Origin of the sequence: Streptomyces sp. NPDC057099 (assembly GCF_042671245.1) — a bacterium.
In the GTDB taxonomy this organism is placed as follows: Bacteria; Actinomycetota; Actinomycetes; order Streptomycetales; family Streptomycetaceae; genus Streptomyces; species Streptomyces purpurascens.
In genome coordinates this window covers 1-18035 of sequence record NZ_JBHUTX010000085.1, presented here as the reverse complement: position 1 = coordinate 18035, position 18035 = coordinate 1, and the positions used below count along the sequence as shown (strand labels likewise).

At 71.1% G+C, this 18035-nt stretch carries 14 protein-coding genes; 11 read left to right on the top strand and 3 right to left on the bottom strand.

Features of this window, described 5'->3' with window-relative positions; translation table 11 throughout:
- Nucleotides 1–215: 215 nt before the first annotated feature.
- Nucleotides 216–974, bottom strand: a complete 759-nt coding sequence (locus ACFT4A_RS41665; protein WP_382841681.1) for a PaaX family transcriptional regulator C-terminal domain-containing protein — start codon at nucleotides 972–974, stop codon at nucleotides 216–218.
- A 72-nt stretch (nucleotides 975–1046) separates the two neighbouring features.
- On the opposite strand from ACFT4A_RS41665, the gene ACFT4A_RS41660 reads away from it, so the two are divergent.
- Nucleotides 1047–2723, top strand: a complete 1677-nt coding sequence (locus tag ACFT4A_RS41660) for an acyl-CoA dehydrogenase family protein (protein WP_382841679.1) — start codon at nucleotides 1047–1049, stop codon at nucleotides 2721–2723.
- Between the two features lie 116 nt (nucleotides 2724–2839).
- The gene (locus ACFT4A_RS41655; RefSeq protein WP_382841676.1) at nucleotides 2840–4867 is read left to right on the top strand and encodes a HEAT repeat domain-containing protein; all 2028 of its coding nucleotides are present in this window, start codon (nucleotides 2840–2842) and stop codon (nucleotides 4865–4867) included.
- A 29-nt stretch (nucleotides 4868–4896) separates the two neighbouring features.
- Here the strand turns inward: ACFT4A_RS41655 and ACFT4A_RS41650 are convergent, their stop codons facing one another.
- Nucleotides 4897–5481, bottom strand: a complete 585-nt coding sequence (locus ACFT4A_RS41650; RefSeq protein ID WP_382841674.1) for a hypothetical protein — start codon at nucleotides 5479–5481, stop codon at nucleotides 4897–4899.
- A gap of 210 nt (nucleotides 5482–5691) precedes the next feature.
- Between ACFT4A_RS41650 and ACFT4A_RS41645 the strand changes: the two genes are divergently transcribed.
- The gene (locus ACFT4A_RS41645; protein WP_382841671.1) at nucleotides 5692–6849 is read left to right on the top strand and encodes a WD40/YVTN/BNR-like repeat-containing protein; all 1158 of its coding nucleotides are present in this window, start codon (nucleotides 5692–5694) and stop codon (nucleotides 6847–6849) included.
- Between the two features lie 98 nt (nucleotides 6850–6947).
- On the opposite strand, the gene ACFT4A_RS41640 is transcribed toward ACFT4A_RS41645, so the two are convergent.
- Entirely contained in the window at nucleotides 6948–7553 is a 606-nt protein-coding gene (locus ACFT4A_RS41640) for a TetR/AcrR family transcriptional regulator (RefSeq protein WP_382841668.1), read from the bottom strand.
- Nucleotides 7554–7711: 158 nt separating this feature from the next.
- Between ACFT4A_RS41640 and ACFT4A_RS41635 the strand changes: the two genes are divergently transcribed.
- The 8 genes from ACFT4A_RS41635 to ACFT4A_RS41600 all read left to right on the top strand — a co-directional run bounded on the left by ACFT4A_RS41635 (nucleotide 7712) and on the right by ACFT4A_RS41600 (nucleotide 17957).
- On the top strand, nucleotides 7712–8881 hold the full coding sequence (locus ACFT4A_RS41635; protein ID WP_382841666.1) for an FAD-dependent monooxygenase: 1170 nt from the start codon (nucleotides 7712–7714) through the stop codon (nucleotides 8879–8881).
- The gene (locus ACFT4A_RS41630; RefSeq protein ID WP_382841663.1) at nucleotides 8878–10320 is read left to right on the top strand and encodes an MFS transporter; all 1443 of its coding nucleotides are present in this window, start codon (nucleotides 8878–8880) and stop codon (nucleotides 10318–10320) included. The genes ACFT4A_RS41635 and ACFT4A_RS41630 overlap by 4 nt, the downstream gene beginning before the upstream one ends.
- A gap of 61 nt (nucleotides 10321–10381) precedes the next feature.
- Nucleotides 10382–10873: a nuclear transport factor 2 family protein gene (locus tag ACFT4A_RS41625; protein ID WP_382841661.1), complete on the top strand. Its 492-nt coding sequence runs from the start codon at nucleotides 10382–10384 to the stop codon at nucleotides 10871–10873.
- An 81-nt stretch (nucleotides 10874–10954) separates the two neighbouring features.
- Nucleotides 10955–11254, top strand: a complete 300-nt coding sequence (locus ACFT4A_RS41620) for a WXG100 family type VII secretion target (RefSeq protein ID WP_152770699.1) — start codon at nucleotides 10955–10957, stop codon at nucleotides 11252–11254.
- 75 nt (nucleotides 11255–11329) lie between these two features.
- Nucleotides 11330–11644, top strand: a complete 315-nt coding sequence (locus tag ACFT4A_RS41615; protein WP_382841659.1) for a hypothetical protein — start codon at nucleotides 11330–11332, stop codon at nucleotides 11642–11644.
- A 31-nt stretch (nucleotides 11645–11675) separates the two neighbouring features.
- Nucleotides 11676–12401 (top strand): hypothetical protein, encoded by a 726-nt coding sequence (locus tag ACFT4A_RS41610; RefSeq protein ID WP_382841657.1) that lies wholly within the window; start codon nucleotides 11676–11678, stop codon nucleotides 12399–12401.
- Between the two features lie 10 nt (nucleotides 12402–12411).
- A complete protein-coding gene (locus tag ACFT4A_RS41605) occupies nucleotides 12412–16920 on the top strand; it encodes a DUF6531 domain-containing protein (RefSeq protein WP_382841655.1) in 4509 nt (1502 codons plus the stop codon).
- Nucleotides 16921–16934: 14 nt separating this feature from the next.
- Nucleotides 16935–17957 (top strand): hypothetical protein, encoded by a 1023-nt coding sequence (locus ACFT4A_RS41600; protein WP_382841652.1) that lies wholly within the window; start codon nucleotides 16935–16937, stop codon nucleotides 17955–17957.
- Nucleotides 17958–18035 lie beyond the last annotated feature (78 nt).

Sequence of the window (18035 nt, the reverse complement as noted above, 5' to 3'; positions counted from 1 at the left end):
CTCCAGGCACGCCTCGCCCCAGGCCTTGCTGTCACCGGCGTGGTGGATCTCGTCGAGGATGACGAGGGTCTTGCGCTGCTCGACCCGTGCGCTCGGCGTACAGGGGGCCGAAGTAGGGGTTACCGGTCATCGGCCCCTCCTCCTCCAGCTCGGGCACTGCCGCGACGGTACGCATCGTGTAGACCGAGATGCCGACGGACGTAGGCCGGCCGGCGTCATGCGCCCCGCACGCGCGCGCGGACCTCCCCGATCAGCTCCCGCTGGTAGTCGGTGTAGGCCACGCGCAGCTCGACGCCGGGCCAGTCGGCGGGCAGGAGCCCGGGCGGCAGGACCGGATCGGCCAGCAGGTGCCGTACGACGGCGGCGAAGGCGGCCAGGCGATCGGCCGGGCGGTGCGCGTCGGCGATGTGGGCGAGCAACGCGCGGGCCGTGGCGGGCCAGGTGTCCAGCGGCCACAGGGACGCGGCCAGATCACGCGAGGGCCGGTCGGGGCGGGCCGTGTAGCGCTGGGACACCTGGTCCAGATCGCCGGGCAGGGCACGGTCCAGGTTGGCGGGCCGGAGCCAGACCCCCTCGCGGAGTTCGGCGAGGCGGAGGGCGGTCAGCCGGGCACGCAGCTCGGCGCGCTCGGCGGCGCCGCGCCCCGTCGCGGTGATCACGACCATCTCCCAGTCGCCGTCCCACGCGCGCGTACGCGGGTGCACGGCGTCGTCCTGGCGGCGCTGGCGTTCCAGCAGCCGGTCGCTGAGGCGGTAGCCGGTGTCGGTGCGCCGCAGGTCACCGGCGGCCACCATCCGGCTGAGCGCCGCCCGCAGCGTCGAGCCGCCGACGTCGAAGCCCTCCACGAGCCGCAGGAGCTCCCTGACCGGCGCTTCGGGGGGATGCGTCCCGAGCAGCAGACTCAGGACGACCGACCGCGCGGACAGGGGACGCAGGTCGAGCGCGCCGGGCCGCGGCGGGACGTTCATCGGCATGGTCACGTACTGTACGCGGCGGCCTGTGTTGCGATATTGCTGCGACCGCAGAAAGAGTGCAACATTCGATGTATGGTCTCGACACTGGACGAACAGCACGCGTACGGCGGACCCGCCACGCATGACGTCACCAACCAGGCCCCTCCCCTCACCCCTTATGACGCCTCCGACGACACGGCCCTGCTGGAAGGGCTGCGGCGGGAGGGCGCCGGGTGGGCCGAGGAGGAACTGCGCCGGCTCGGCAGGCAGGCCGGCAGCGCCCAGGCGCAGGAGTGGGCCGATCTGGCCAACCGTCACGAGCCGGAGCTGCGCACGCACGACCGGTACGGCAACCGTGTGGACGAGGTCGAGTTCCACCCGAGCTGGCACCACCTCATGCGCACCGCCATCACCGAGGGACTGGCCGCCTCACCCTGGGCGGACGACACGCCCGGCGCGCATGTCGCCCGGTCCGCCGGCGGACTGGTCTGGGGGCACACCGAGGCGGGCCACGGCTGTCCGACGTCGATGACCTACGCGGCGGTCCCCGCGCTGCGCGGGCAGCCGGAGCTGGCGAAGGTCTACGAGCCGGTGCTGACGAGCCGGGAGTACGAGCCCGGCCTCCGGGTGCCCACGGAGAAGCGGGGCCTGCTGGCGGGCATGGGGATGACCGAGAAGCAGGGCGGCTCCGACGTCCGGACGAACACGACGACGGCCACGCCCACGGCCGAGCCCGGGGTGTACACCCTGCGCGGGCACAAGTGGTTCACCTCGGCGCCGATGTGCGACGTGTTCCTGGTGCTGGCGCAGGCCCCGGGCGGCCTGTCCTGCTTCCTGGTGCCGCGCGTGCTGCCCGACGGCACCCGCAACACCTTCCGCATCCAGCGGCTCAAGGACAAGCTGGGCAATCGCTCCAACGCCTCCTCCGAGCCCGAGTTCGACGGGACCGTGGCATGGCTGGTCGGGCCCGAGGGCCACGGCGTGAAGACCATCATCGAGATGGTCAACTGCACGCGGCTGGACTGCGTGACGATGTCGGCCGCGCTGATGCGCAAGTCCCTCGTCGAGGCGGGGCACCACGCGCGGCACCGCGGCGCGTTCGGCGCCCGGCTGGTGGACCAGCCGCTGATGCGCAATGTGCTGGCCGATCTGGCGCTGGAGTCGGAGGCCGCCACCACGCTCACCCTGCGGCTGGCCGGGGCTGCCGACCGGGCGATCCGCGGAGCCGGCGCGGACGGGTCGGAGGCCGCGTTCCGCCGGATCGCCACCGCCGTCGGCAAGTACTGGGTGACCAAGCGGGGCCCGGCCTTCACCGCGGAGGCCCTGGAGTGCCTCGGCGGCAATGGCTACGTCGAGGACTCGGGCATGCCCCGGCACTACCGCGAGGCTCCCCTGCTGTCGATCTGGGAGGGTTCGGGGAACGTCAACGCCCTCGACGTGCTGCGGGCGCTGGGCCGCGAACCGGGCACCGCCGAGGCGCTGTTCGGCGAGCTGGCCCTCGCCCGGGGCGCGGACGCCCGGCTGGACACGGCCGTGACCCGGCTCAAGAACCGGCTGTCCGAGGCGTCGCAGACGACGGCCCGCCGGCTCGTGGAGCAGATGGCCCTGACCCTCCAGGCCTCCCTCCTCGTCCGGCACTCCCCGCCTGCGGTCGCCGACGCGTTCTGCGCGACCCGGCTCGGGGGCGACTGGGGGCAGGCGTTCGGGACGCTGCCGGAGACGGCGGGCCTCGACGCGATCCTGGAGCGGGCGTTGCCTGACCGGGACTGACCCGTCGTCGGCCAACCGGCGCACAGTTCGCGCACAGTCATCTCCCGATTCCGCTTCGTTGTCAGTGCCGTGGTGCAGACTCCCCGTCAGTTGGTACTTCGCCTGGGGAGGACAACGTGTTCAGGGGGATCGACGAGGTCGACTGGGCCTCGCTGCGGCATGCGTACGGCAGCGCGGAGGACGTGCCCGGACTCTTGCGGGGACTGGCCTCCGCCGACCCGGCCGAGCGGGAGAGCGCGCTCGACGGGATGTACGGCGCCGTGCACCACCAGGGAGGCGTCTACGACGCGACCCTCGCCTGTGTTCCTTTTCTCCTCGCGCTCGCCGTCCGCGAGGAGGTGCGGGACCGGGCGGGGGTCGTGGAACTCCTCGTCAGCATCGGTGACATCGCAGGTCACGGGGGCGCCTCGGAGGAGAACGCCGCGAGAGCCGTTGCCGCCCTGCACGCGGGTGCAGAGGTCTTCGTCCGGCTCGCGGGGGACCCGGACGCGGGGGTTCGCCGGGCGGCTCCGGGCGCGCTCGTGCGGTTTCTCGGCCCACCGGACCGGGTGCTCGCCCTGTTGCGGGAGCGGATCACCGTGGAGCGGGACGACCGGGTTCTGCTCGCCCTGGCCGCGAGCCTGGGCCTGTTCGTGGAGCGGCACCAGGGGCACGCCGCCGAGGCGGTGGACCTGCTGGCGGAGTTGAGCGGGCCCCCGTACGGCCCCGGGCTGCGGCTCGCCGCGCTCGGCCAGCTGGCGGGATGCGCGCCGCAGCTACTTCCCGCCAATCTCGTACCGGCCGTCGTCCGGCTGCTCAGGGACAGATCCGGGGAGCACACCCGCACCGGCCGCGCGAGCGACCGTCCTGGCACGGACACGCTCGCCGACCGGCTGCGGCGCCTGCGCCCCTCGGACGAGGAGGGCTCCCAGCTGATGCGGACGCTGCACTCCGCGCTCGGCAGCCGGGTCACCGACCGGGTCGCCCTGCTGTGCGGGCAGTTGACCAGCCCGGACCCCCTCGACCGGTGCAACGCCGTGTGGATGTCGGCCGGGCTGTTCCGCGAGTGGCGTACGAGCGGGGCTGAGCCGGTCGCCCTCATCGGTGCCCAACTGGGCGCTGATGAGGGCCGGTTGCATGATGCTGCGGTCGCCGTCCTGGTGGAGCTCTTCGAGCTGGCCGCTCCGGCGGCGGACCACCTCCACGCGCTGGTGACCCACCGTCCCGAGTTTCGCGTACGGCACGGGGAGCGGGGTGCGCCGACGCTGGGCGGTCCGCTCAAGGCCCTGGCCGGGGCGGGGGATCCTCGGGCCACGCCGGTGCTGTCCGAGGTCTTGGCCGGTCCGGTCGTGCCGGACGACCTGGGCTACGCGATACCCCACCTGGGACCGGCGGCCCTGCCGCTGGCTCCCGCTCTGCGACGCCGGCTCGCCCGCCTTCCGCTCGACGGCCCCGGCACCTACCAGCGGGCCGCTCCCCTGCTGTCGGCGCTCACGGCACTGGGCGACGCCGAGTCCATACCGGCGGTGATACGCCTGCTGCGCGGCATGCCGGACGGGCTGCGGCCGCGCGACGCCGTCACGAGGGCGGCGGTCCGTGCCCTCGGCGGGTTCGGCGGCGCCGCGTACGAGGCGATACCGGAGCTGCGCGGACTGCTGGAGACGGACCACGCCGTCGCGGCGGCGGAAGCGCTGTGGTCGATCACGGGCGGGCCGGATGCCGTGGTTCCCGTACTGCTGAGGGAGTTGACGGACAGCGGCGGCGACCGGCGGCGCCACGCGGCCGCCGCGGACGTGCTCGCACGGCTGGGACCGGCGGCCCGTCCGGCCCTGCCCGGGCTGCGGCGGATGGCCGGTTCCGGGGCCGTACGGGAGCGGGCCACGGCCGCGTGCGCGGTGTGGCGGATCGCCGGGGAGCCGGAACGGCTCCTTCCCGTCCTCCGCTCCGCGTGGGCCGAGGACCCGCGCACCCGTACGACGGTCGCCGGGTGCGTGGCGGCCCTGGGGCCCTCGGGAGCCCCCCTGCACGACCTGCTCCGAGCGGAGCTCGCGTCCCCGCGGCGGCACCGGGCCGACGCCCGCGGCCACGGCAGCGGCGACATCCACGAGGACGAGGGGTTGCTGCGGATGTGCCGGGAGGCGCTGGCCGGAGTGGGACACGGGTAGGTGAGATCCGTCAGCGGCCTCCGAGGGCCTCACCCCGTCGTTCGTCCCCACATCGGCCCGAAGCGGGCCCACTCGGCGTCCCACTGGTCCATGCGGAGCCGTTCCAGCCGGCGGCGCAGGGCACGGCCGCCGACGAGCGGCAGGGCCGCGGCGCCGATGCCCGCCACGCTGCCGATCAGGAAGGCCCGTACCTGGGCCTGGGACTCGGTGACGGGGCGGGTCACCTGACGGCCCTCGGGATCCGTCCACACCGTGACCGGTGTCCCGGCGGCGCTGCCCGCCGGGACCCGGAGCTGTCCGGAGTGCGCGGAGCCGTCCATGGCGGTCCATGTCGCCTTCGCCCACACCTGCTCGGTACGGGACACACCCCCGCTCTCGGAAGCCCGCCCGGGGGCCCGCTCGTCCAGCCGGGCCACGAGGGGCCTCCACTCGACGCGCTCCCGGGCCAGCCCGTCCTCGACGGACCGGCTCACCGTCGTGCCGGCCAGCATCCCGACGAACGCGGTGAGCGTCCACACGCCCAGCACGACCCAGGCCTCCACCCTGTCGGCGCGGCGCTTGAGCGGATTGCGCCGCCAGCGCCACAGCCACACCTTCGGACCTCGTAACGCCATCGAAGGCATCCTCCTCATGAGCGCATGACCATCCCGCCGCCCTCTGCATACGGAAGACGGCCCCTGGATGCTCACTGCACGTACTCGGACGTGACGACCCCCACGCCGCCCGGCCCCTGCGGGCGCCCTCCGGCTCATGGTCCGCCGAATCCCGCGGCGGCCCCGACACCCGCCTGACCTGCATCGGAGCCGTTCCAGAGGTGACTGTCAGTGGTGGGGTGCAGACTGGCCGGTGTCAGAGACAAGGGCGTCAATGGCGACGCCGCGGAGGTGATCGGCATGGCCGAGGTACTGCTGGCCGTGGGCACGCGCAAAGGCCTGTTCATCGGGCGCCGGCGGGGTGGCGGCGCCTGGGAGTTCGACGAGAGTCCCTACTTCAACGCGCAGGCCGTGTACTCGGTCGCCGTCGACACCCGGGGCGAGACCCCTCGGCTGCTGGCCGGCGGCGACAGCGCGCACTGGGGCCCGTCCGTGTTCCACTCCGACGATCTCGGCCGCACCTGGACCGAACCGGCGCACCCCGCCGTCAAGTTCCCCAAGGACACGGGGGCGTCCCTGGAGCGGGTGTGGCAACTGCACCCGGCCGCCGCCGAGCCGGACGTGGTGTACGCGGGTACGGAACCGGCCGCGCTGTACCGCTCGGAGGACCGCGGGGAGACGTTCGAGCTGGTCCGGCCCCTGTGGGAGCATCCCACGCGGTCGAAGTGGGTGCCGGGCGGCGGCGGTGAGGGTCTGCACACCGTGCTCACCGACGCGCGCGACCCGAAGGCCGTCACGGTCGCCGTCTCGACCGCCGGTGTGTTCCGGACGCTGGACGGCGGCGCGAGCTGGGCTCCCTCCAACTCGGGTGTCTCGGCGGTGTTCCTGCCCGACCCGAACCCGGAGTTCGGCCAGTGCGTGCACAAGGTCGCGCGGGACGCGGCGGCCCCGGACCGGCTGTACCTGCAGAACCACTGGGGTGTGTACCGCAGCGACGACGCGGGCGCGCACTGGACGGACATCGGCGAGGGCCTGCCGTCCACGTTCGGTTTCGCGGCGGCCGCGCACCCGCACCGAGGGGAGACGGCGTACGTGTTCCCGATCAACGCCGACGCCGACCGCGTCCCGGCCGACCGCAGATGCCGCGTCTACCGGACGGCCGACGCGGGCAAGAGCTGGGAGCCGCTCTCGGCGGGACTGCCCCAGGAGGACCACTACGGCACGGTGCTGCGCGACGCGCTGTGCACGGACGACGGCGATCCGGCGGGCGTCTACTTCGGCAACCGCAACGGCGAGGTGTTCGCGTCCACGGACGACGGCGACACCTGGCAGCAGCTCGCCTCACATCTGCCGGACGTGCTGTGCGTGCGGGCCGCGATCGTCGGGTGAGGCAGCGAGGAGGGGAGCCCACGGGCGCACCTCGGCGGATATGACGGGCGCTCAGGCATTCGCCCGTCGTCCTGAACAGTGCCGCCAGGGGCGATTGCTCACACGTGTGGTGCCGTCGCCCGGATGCCGGCGAGCACCACGCCGACGATGCGTTCCGCGTCGTCGCGGGTGAACGGGCGCATGCCGCGGTTGACGATGAGGTGGACCGGGCCGGAGATCATCTCGCCGAGGAAGGAGCTGTCGACCGGGGGGAGTTCGCCCCGGTCGACGGCGGTGTCCACCCGTCGCTGCAGGGCGGCCACGCGCTGGTCGAGGATCTTGGTCAGCGCCTCGACGGTGGCGCTCTGGCGGGCGGGCTGGAGGGCCTGTTCGAGCGTCCGGCCGAACGGCGATTCCATGCCGCCGGCGAGGGCCAGCAGGAAGTCCGCCAGGTCCCGGTCGATGTCGCCGGTGTCGGCGACCGAGGCGAGATCCTCGGCGTAGCGCAGCAGGGCTTCGACCACCAGTTCCTCGCGGTCCGGCCAGTTGCGGTAGACGCTGGTCTTGTGCACGCCGGCGAACTCGGCGACCTCCTCGTAGCGGAACCCCGCGATGCCGTCGCGCGCCACGAGTTCGACGGTCGCGGCGAGGATCTGCGCTCTCACCCGCGCGTTGCGGCCACCGGGGCGCCGTGCGGGCGACCGGTCAGCGGTCCCGTCGGCCATCGCCGCGCTCACCTCCTGTTTCTCTGCTCGGGTGCCGATTGTCGTCAGGTGCGGCGTTGCGGTGCAAGCCGGTGGTAAGTAAGCTCGCTAAAAGCGACAGCATGTTTCTTTAAGGGGAACGGTCGCACACCCACCTCAGCGAAACCAGGAGCGCACACGTGAACATCCTTGTCTCCGGAGCCGGTATCGCCGGGCTCGCCTGCGCACTTGAACTAGGCACCCGCGGCCACACCGTCACCGTGGTCGAGTACGCCCGCCACCTCCGGCTCACCGGCACACCCATCGACATCCGCGGTGACGCGATCGAGGCCGTGGACCGGATGGGATTACTCGAGAAGGTCCAGAAGCAACGGGTCCGGATGTCCGAGCTCACCCAGTTCGTCGACAGCGCGGGCGAACCGGTGGCCAGGATCCCCATGGCGGAGATCAGCGACTCCGACGACGACATCGAACTCCTCCGCGAGGACCTCGTCCGTATCCTCGCCGAGGCGCTCCCGGACACCGCGGCGATCCGCTTCGGCGACTCGATCGAGACACTGACCGACGACGGCGAGAACGGCGGCGGCGTCGACGTGGGTTTCGCATCGGGCCGCACCGGGCGGTACGACCTGGTGCTCGGTGCCGACGGCCAGCACTCCGCCGTACGCAGGCTGGTGTTCGGGCCCGAGAAGGACTACCTCCGGCACCTCGGTGTCTACTTCGCCCTCGCCGACCACCCCGGCGAGGCGCGATCCGAGGGCGCCAACTCGATCTACAACGTCCCCCGCCGGATGGCAGGCCTCTTCCGGTACGGGGGCAAGGCCGTCGCGGTCTTCCAGTTCCGCTCGGAAGCGATCGACTACGACCACCACGACGTGGACGCCCAGAAGAAGATCCTCGTCGACGCCTTCGCCGGCCACCGGTCCTGGCGGATCCCGGAGTTGCTCGACGCGGCCCGCGCCGATCCTGGTTTCTTCCTCACCTCCGCGAGCCAGATCCACCTGCCCTCCTGGCACCGCGGCCGGGTCGCCCTCGTCGGGGACGCCGGGTACAGCCCGGCCTTCCTGTCCGGCCGGGGCACCTCACTCGCGCTGACCGGCGCCCGCTTCCTCGCCGAAGAACTCGAGCGGTGCGGCCATGACCACACCGCCGCGTTCGCGCGGTACGAGGCCCGGCAGCGCCCGTACGTCACGTTCGCCCAGGACCGCGTCCACAGCGGCCGCGACCGCATGCTGCCGACCACGTGGGCCGCCATCGCCGCCCGCAACGAGGCGCTGCAAGCCATACGGACAACGCCCGACGGCCCTCAGCGGAGCACCCCCCGACGCGCCGGAGGGAACGCAGAGTGAACGACACGCTGGCAAAGCCCGCCCTCGGCGCCCAGGAGCAACACTGGAACAAGCGGCTCGTCCTCTGGGCGGCCGTCCTCACCCTCGCCAACGTCCTGGCCGACGTGGCCATCGGCTCGCCCATGATGGTCCTGCCCCAGTTGATGGAGCACTTCGACACCGACCAGGCCGCCTGGCTGAACGCGAGCGCGTTGCTGGCCGGGGCCATCTGGTCACCGCTGCTCGCGAAGAGTTCCGACCTCTTCGGCAAGCGCCGGATCCTCATCGGCACGCTGCTCCTCGCCTGCACGGGAGCGCTGGTCTGCCTCGCCGCTCCCAACGTCTGGATCTTCCTGGTGGGGCGCTTCCTCCAGGGTGCCGCCTTCGCCGCGGTCTTCATCACGGTGGCCCTCGCCCGCCAGATCTGCACCCCGCGGGTGGCGATGGCCCTGGTCGGGCTCGTGACGTCCGGCTCGTCGATCGTCGGAATCGTCGAGCCGTTCCTGATGCAGCCGGTCATCGACGTGTTCGGCTACCGGAGCGTGTTCATCGTGGCGGCGCTGCTCGCCACGGCGGCCGCGCTCTGCGTGCGTTCCTTCATCCCGGAGTCGCCGATCCGCGGCACCGGCCGGATCGACGTGTCCGGGGCTCTGCTGCTCGGCGGCGGCCTCGCCGCGGTGCTCGCCTACACCAGCCTGGGGAGCGACCTCGGATGGCTGTCCGGGGGCATGGTCGCCCTGCTGGCGGCCGGTGCCGCCGCGTTGGCCGGCTGGGCGTTCCTCGCACTGCGGGTCGACGAACCCATCATCGACGTCCGGGCCCTCACCCGCCCGATCCTGCTGACGCTGCTGGCCCTGGTCCTGGCGGCAGGCTCCTTCCGCAGCATGCTGCAACTGACGGGCATCATCGCCCAGGTGCCACCCGACCTGGGGCTCGGTTACGGGCTGGGCGACGGCGAGGCGGTCGCCGTGCTGCTCGCCGCGCCCAATCTCGGCATCGTCATCGGCGGCACGTGCGCCGGCTGGATCGCGGGCCGGTTCGGTCCCGCGCTGCCCCTCCTCGGCGGCATCGCCGTCGGGACGGTGGCGACCTTCGCGATGCTGGCGGGCGTATCGGTGCTCCCCCTGGCGATCGCCTGCGGCACCATGCTCGGCATGGCCGCCGGCGCGATCGGCGCCTCCGGCTACAACCTGGCGACCAGCATCGAAGCACCCGAGCGGCAGGGCACGACCGCCGGTCTGGTCTCGGTCGTACTCGCCCTCGGCTCGGTCGTCTTCAACTTCGCCGGGGGCGAGGTGCTCAAGGCGACCCTCATTCCCGGGACCTCCGCCGACGGTGCCCCGGTGAGCACGGCGACCGGCGTGTACCTCTATGTCGCCATGGCGGGAGTGCTCTTCGTCCTCGCCTCGGTGCCCGCCATCATGCTGGCACGCAAACGGCCCGCCGATCCGGCGCCATGACGGCCTGGGTGGGTGTGACGGACCCTCCCTGCCCGTCGCCCGCCGCCCTAGCGTCAGAGCCATGAACGCTGAACAGGAAATCGCGGACCTGCACGGCCGGTGGGTGTTCGGCTGGGAGCGCGACGAGGGGGACGCGCCGTTCGACTTCCGGCGCACCTTCGGCGAGTTCTACGACTTCAGCTCTCCGGACGTCCGCCTCTACGACGACTTCGACCCCGAGCAGCGCGTCGCGACGACGGCCGCCGGCTACGGCTCGATCTGGGAGCCCGGCTTTCGCGGGATGGTCTCGGCGCATCATGCCGTCGACGACGGGCCGCATGTCATCGCGGGCCACGATCTGGCCGCGTCCACCCTGACGTTCGTAGCGCGGATCACCATGTCTGACGGCGCCACGGACATACGCACCACGACCTCGCTGGTCTGGCGGTCGACGCCCCACGGCTGGCGGATCGTCCGCGAGCACAACTCGACCAAGGTCCTGGCCACAGGCGCCCTCGACGGCATGCTGCCCATCGATCGGCACGGGCCGCACCGCCGTTCCGCACAGGGGTGAACCACCCCGGCTGATGCCCCGTAGAGCCCGGTGGACGCGGCCCGACGGCCGCGGCGATACGGAGCGACGGAAGGAATCGGCATGGCCGGCGGCAACATCCAGATCAGCCCGGACGAGATGCGGGAGGCCTCGACCTGGCTGCAGAACCAGAAGGAGCTGATGCAGCAGAGCCTCCACGAGGCCAACACCAAGATGGAGGAGATGGTCGAGGCGGCCTACGCGACGCCGGGCTCCGAGACCAAGTTCCGTCCCTTCTGGGAGGAGTACAAGAACGGCACCCAGGAGGCGATCGAGGGGCTGCAGGGCGTCAGTGAGTTCATCAAGCAGGCCGCCGACGCGTTCGTCGACACCGACGACCAGACGTCCGGCTCCATCGGCTGACGTGCCCGGCACGGTCCGGCCCCACCCTCCCCGTGAGGGCGGGGCCGGACGGCCGTAGCAGGAGAGGAGACGCCGATGGGGCGCATCAGCGTGCCCGTGCAGGACTTGAAGGACACGGCCAGGGAGCTTCAGAACATCGGGGATCTGATCGGCGACCGCGCGACCCTCTTCCACGCCACGGGCGACCGGAAGGACTTCGAGAGCTTCGTCGGCGACAGCAGACTCGCGGAGGCCCTCGACGGGTTCGACAAGGCGTGGGTGGCGGGTCACGAACGGGTCCACGACAACGTGAAGAAGTTCTCCGAGAACGCGGACGCGATCTCCGAGAACTTCACGAAGACGGACGACGACGTCGCCAACTCGCTGGACGAATCGAAGAAGCAAGCGTGACAGGAAACGTCGTGCGGAAGGGAAAGTCGTCATGACGGATCCGGTCATGGAACAGTCCGAGGGCGCCCCGGCGGGCTACACGCTGAGGTTCCCCGACTCCTGGTGGCATCTCGACCTGGACCCGAACACCCGGGACGCGTCGATCCGCCGCCGTATCGAGTCCCAGGTGGAGAAGGCGCCGCAGCTCTCCCGCGAGCAGGTGGACGAGCTGATCCGCAGTACCCGGCGCATCGCCCGCGAGGCGCACGCGCAGGGCGCGCTGCGGGCATCGGGGATGCTCAGGATCCTCAACGCGGGCAGCGGACCCCTGGTGCTCAGCGCCACGACGGCCGTGCTCCGGATCTCCGTTCCCGAGGGTCAGTCGGAGGATCTGGCGGACCTCGTCGTCGCGGCCGGCGTGCAGCTCGGCACCCAGGCGGAAGGCACCGGACTGCCCCCCGGCGAGGTGGAGTTGCTGGAACTGCCCCAGGTCGGAGCGGTCGGGCGGATCACCAGGATCGAGGACGTGGACCACAAGGGGACGCCCGTCCCCACCGCGATGCGGCACACCCTGATCCCGGTGCCGGACAGCCGGGACTACCTGGTGCTCGCCAGCTCCACTCCCAACGTGGATCTGGCGGAACAGTTCTACGAGGTCTTCGACGCGATCGCGGAATCGTTCCGCTTCGAGGACCCGGCCGGCGCGTCCGGCGCAGCGGATCCGGCGGCGGAAGCGGCCGGCGGAGGCCCCATGGGCGAAGCAGACAAGGGAAAGTGAGGTCGCGGCCATGGCGCGTCCAGCGGTGTCCGAATGGGAATCGGTCTTCGGGTTCTCGGACGACCCGACTCCGGGTGACGCGGAGGTGCTCGGAGAGCTCGCGAGGAGCTATCGCTCCGTGGCGGACAACGCGGGCGATGCCCTCCCCCTCGTCTCCGGGCTGGAGAACCAGCAGGTGGGCGAGGGCAAGTCCATGGAGAAGCTCCGGGACAAGCTGGGCGACCTGGCCGAGCAGGTGCGCAAGCTGCACAGCTCGTACGACCAGGCGGCCGGCGCGCTGGACACGTATGTCCATTCGCTGCTCGATCAGCAGCGGAACGCCGACAACGCGCTGGAGAAGGGGCGGGAGGCCGAGGAGCGGCTGGCGTCGGCCACCGCGGTGGTGCTCGCGGCCGGTGCCGACATCGGCCGGCTGGACGGGGCCGAACATCCTCCGGACGACACGGAGGCGCGGGCGAGCACGCGGCGGGCGCTGGACGAGGCCCACAGCAAGCAGTCCACGGCGCAGGCGCAAGCGGATGACGCTCAAGCGGACCTCGACGCCGCCCGCATGCTCGCCGAGGACGCGCGGCAGGTGCGCGAGGAGGACGCCTCCGTCGCGGCCCAGAAGCTGGACGACGCGAAGGACGAGTCGGTCGCGGGCTACAGCCTGTGGGACAAGATCAAGAAGGCGTTCAGCACGGCCCTCGGCATCATCAGCGCGGTGCTGGGTGTCCTGGCCCTGCTGGTGCCCGGCCTGCAGGGGCTGGGAATCGCCCTGACGATCGGCAGCATCGTGGCCGGTGCGGCGTCGCTGGGGATCAACATCTCCGTCATGGCGGAGACCGGCGAGTGGAACATAGCCGAGATCGTGCTCGGCGTCGTGGGCATGGTCGCGGGCGGGGCCGCACTCCTCAAGGGCGTCGGGGGGATCGGCTCGGCTCTCAAGGGAGTCAAGCCCTCCTCGATGAAGAATCCGCAGGGCGGCACCCGCCTCAACAGCCGGGCCGCGAACAGCCGTACCTGCAAGACCGACCCGGTCGATGTGGCGAGCGGTGAGATGCTGCTGACGCAGACCGATCTGGAACTGCCCGGCATCCTGCCCTTGGTGGTCACGCGTACGCATCTGTCGACCTACCGGTACGGGCAGTTCTTCGGCCCGTCCTGGGCCTCCACCCTGGACGAGCGCCTCGAAGTCGACGGCCGGGGACGCGTGTCGTGGGCTCGCGAGGACGGCTCGATCCTGACCTACCCGAGCCTTCCCGCCGCCGGGTCGGACGAGTCGGCGTGGCCCGAGGAAGGCCCCCGCCTCCCGCTGACCTCCGCGGGAACGGGCGCCGAGGGGGAGGCCACCTACCGCATCACCGATCCGCACACGGGCGTCGTCCGCGCCTTCGCGGAGCATCCCGGTGACGACGAGAGCGACTGGTACTGGCTGACCGGGTGGCACGACCGCAACGGCAACGAGGTCGGCGTCTCCCGCCTGGAGGACGGCACCCCCACGAGGCTGGTCCACTCCGGCGGCTACCGGGTCGACGTGCACTGCCTCGCCGGGCTTGTGACCCGTCTGACGGTGAGCACGCCCGAGGGCCCGGTCGAGGTCATGTCCTACAGCCATGACGCGGACGGGAACCTCACGCACGTGGCCAACTCGTCGGGCAAGTCGATGGTGTTCGGCTACGACGACCGGTCCCGCATCACCTCCTGGACGGACCGGAACGACTCCACGTACCGCTACGTCTACGACGAGGACAACCGCGTCACGGAGACCATCGGCCCCGAGGGCCACCTCTCCTCACGCTGGAGCTACGACCCCGACCAACACCGAACGCACTACACCGACGCCTGCGGCGCCACGACCGTCTACCAGCTCAACGACCTCCACCAGGTCACCGGCGAGACCGACCCCCTCGGCAACACCACGACCTCCGAGTGGGACCGCTACGACAACCTCCTCGCCCGCACCGACGCCCTCGGCAACACCACCCGCTACGAGTACGACCGGGCCCACAACTCCACGGCCGTCGAACTCCCGGGCGGCAGCCGGTCCACGGCGACGTACAACGAGCTGAACCTGCCTCTCTCCACGATCGGCCACGACGGCACGACGTGGCACAGCGAGTACGACGAGCGGGGCAATCTCACCGCCATGACCGCCCCGAACGGGGCCACCCTTCGGTTCACCCACGACCGGTCCGGTGCCATCGCGACCGCGACGGACGCATCGGGCGCGGCGGCCATGTATGACAACGACGCCGCCGGTCTGCCCCTCTCCGTCACCGATGCCTCCGGTGGAACCGCCGTGCTGGAACGCGACGCGTTCGGCCGCCCCATCACCCTCACCGACCCACTGGGTGCGGTCACCCGCACCGTGTGGACCGTCGAAGGCCGCGTATCGGAGCGCACCACCCCCGACGGCCGCACCGAACACCTCACCTGGGACGGCGAGGGCAACTGCCTCACGCGCACCGACCCCGCAGGCGGCACCACCCACTTCGAGTACACGCATTTCGACAGGCTCGCGGCACGTACCGAGCCCGACGGCGCCCGGTCCACCTTCGCCTACGACGGCCAGCTCCGCCTCACCCGGGTCACCAACGCGCAGGGCCTGAAATGGGATTACACCTACGACCCCGTCGGCAATCTCATCAAGGAGGCCGACTTCGACAACCGCGAGATCCGTTACGGCTATGACGCGTTGGGCCGGATCACCTCCCGTACGACCCCACTCGGCGAGGAGATCACCCACACCTACAACGAACTCAGTCAGCTGACGTCCAAGGACGCGGCCGGGGTGCGGACCGACTACACCTATGACGCCGCGGGCGCTCTCCTCCGCGCGGTGTCCCCCACCTCCACGCTCGCGCTCGAGCGGGACATGATGGGGAACCTGCTGTCGCAGACGGTGGACGGACGCACCACCCGGTACACCTACGACGTCATGGGCCGCCGCACCTCCCGCACCACGCCCACCGGTGCGTACACCGAACTCGCCTACGACGAAGCCGGTAACCGCAGCGCCCTGACGACCGACGGTCACCGCATGGAGTTCACTCACGACCTCCTCGGCCATGAGCTGTCGCGCGCCCTGGGCACGACCGCGTCACCGGTCGCCATGACCACCGCCTGGGACCTGGCCGGCCGTCCCGTCGCACAGGGCGTGGTCGCTCCGGCCGGGGACGTCCGGGCCCGCACCTACGCGTACCGGGCGGACGACCACGTCACCTCCATCACCGACGAGGCGACGGGGGCAGGCCGACGGATGGAACTGGACCGGGCGGGGCGCCCGTTGACGGTCACGGCCGACGGCTGGACCGAGTCCTACGCCTACGACCGGGCAGGCAACCAGACCGAGGCCACCTGGCCCGACAAGGCACCCCGCACCGACGCCCGGGGCCCGCGTACCTACAGCGACACCCGGCTGCTCTCCGCCGGCGCGGTCCGGTACGAGTACGACGACGCGGGCCGCATGGTGCTGCGGCAGAAGCGCCGTCTGTCGAAGAAGCCCGACACCTGGCGCTACGAGTGGGACGCCGAGGACCACCTCGTCGCATGCGTCACCCCTGATGGCACCCGCTGGCACTACACGTACGACCCGATGGGGCGCCGCACCGCCAAGTACCGCATGGCGGAGGACGGGGTCACGGCCGCCGAGGCGGTGTATTTCACCTGGGACGAAACCCGCCTCGCCGAGCAGACGGACAGCACGACCGGCGTCACCCTCACCTGGGACCACGACGGCCACCGCCCCCTCACGCAGCTCGAACGCAAGCCGAAGAGCCAGGACGAATACGACTCCCGCTTCTTCGCCATCGTCACCGACCTCGTCGGCACCCCCACCGAACTCGTCGACGAGCAGGGCGACGTCGCCTGGCACTCCCGCGCCACGCTGTGGGGCGTCACCTCACACAACCGGGACGCGATCGCCCACACGCCGCTGCGTTTCCCGGGGCAGTACGAGGACCCCGAAACGGGTCTGCACTACAACTACTTCCGGCACTACGACCCCGAGACCGCCCGCTACACGACGCCGGACCCGCTCGGCCTCGACCCCGCCCCCAACCCCCGCACCTATCCGCACAATCCCCAGACGTGGTTCGACGCCCTCGGGCTCGCACCGACGTGCCAAGAGCTGGAGGACCTCGCATCCGACGTGTCCCAGGTGCTGGAAAGGCGAGGCCAAGCAGGTCAGACGGTCGCCGCGATCCATGACAAGACCGGAGACATCTGGGTGGCCGGTACGAGCAAGGCGAAATTGACTCCGGCACAGCGTGAGCTGGTCGAAGCCCGGGGGGCCAAGTGGCTGCCCAACGATCAGTACTTTTCTCCCCGGTTGCATTTCGGTGGCCACGCGGAGGAGAACCTTCTGGGATTTCTCATCGACAGGGCGGGGCGGGTGCCCACGCACGGTGCCGCGATGCGCAGCGTGTGCGACGAGTTCTGCGAACCTCTCATCAGGTCCTACGGAGGTATCGTGAGAGGACCCCTGAACCCCGGAGACCACGGAACGAAGATCCGGCATTTCCAATTTCCAAGCTGAAACGGGAAGCACACATGCCCGAAGAAATGACCCCCCAACTCATCGGCCAGGAAACCGTCGAAGGAGCCACCGAAGCGTGGGGGGAATTCGAGGGGCGGCAGTTCCGGGACGGGACACTGCGGCTGGTGACACGCTCCGCAGACCTGGCGATTGTCAGGACGGTACGTCCGTCCGCCCAGCCGCCGCTCTTCTCCGACGACAGCCGCTCTGTCCCGCTGAAGGACCTCACCGAGTGCCGATACGTGACCCCTGCCGGGAGTGGCGTCGCGGCGTCCCGGCAGGACTCGGTGTCGTACCACTCCCGTGATGGTGCGATCGAATGGAGCTTCAGGCACTTCCCCTGGGCCGACGGAGGAATCTGCAGCGGAGCCTGTGCGGAAACCCCGGACGGGCGACACCTGCTCGCCGTCGTTCCCGGAACTCCCGACGACGCGGGAGAATATCCGGGTGAACGCTGCGTTCTCCTCGACTCGAAAACCGGGCAGGTGATCGACGAGACGCCTCTTCCCACGTTCTCCGCCTTCTACGCCCTGGATGCCCCCTTCCGGCAGACCTCGACCTTTTTCCTGTCCGCGGGGCAGGGCCAGGACGATGCGTATTCCTGGAAGGTTGACCTTGTGGATGACCGTCTGCACCTCGTGGAGCTCGCATCGGGCATGGAGCGGGTGACCGCCGCACAGCACGACAGTGTTCTGGTGCAGGATGTCGGCGGCAGTCGGCTGCAGGTGCGGCGTGCTGTCCCCGACGGGACTCCGCACATCGATTCCGAGGTGAACGCGGAGGATTTGAGGGCCGAGCAGGAGTCGTACCTCACGGGTGACTCCGGTTTTGTCGACGACTCCCGCGTCATCGCCGCGGTGGGCGAAGAATGGTGGACCGAGGAAACCGAGCATTTCCTGTTCGATGTGGCAGGCCCGACCGTTCGTCACCGGGTTCGGTACCCGTTTCCGGTCGGCCGGGACCCGAAAGCCCTCGGTGACGGAACGTGGATCACCGTGAACGGGGCCGAGGTGCACCGCTGGCGCATCGTGGAGTAGCGAACGCCGACGCGTCGCGGGGCCCGCCCCGTATGCGAGAGGGCTCCCGCCGACCTCGTCGGCGGGAGCCCGCAGTGG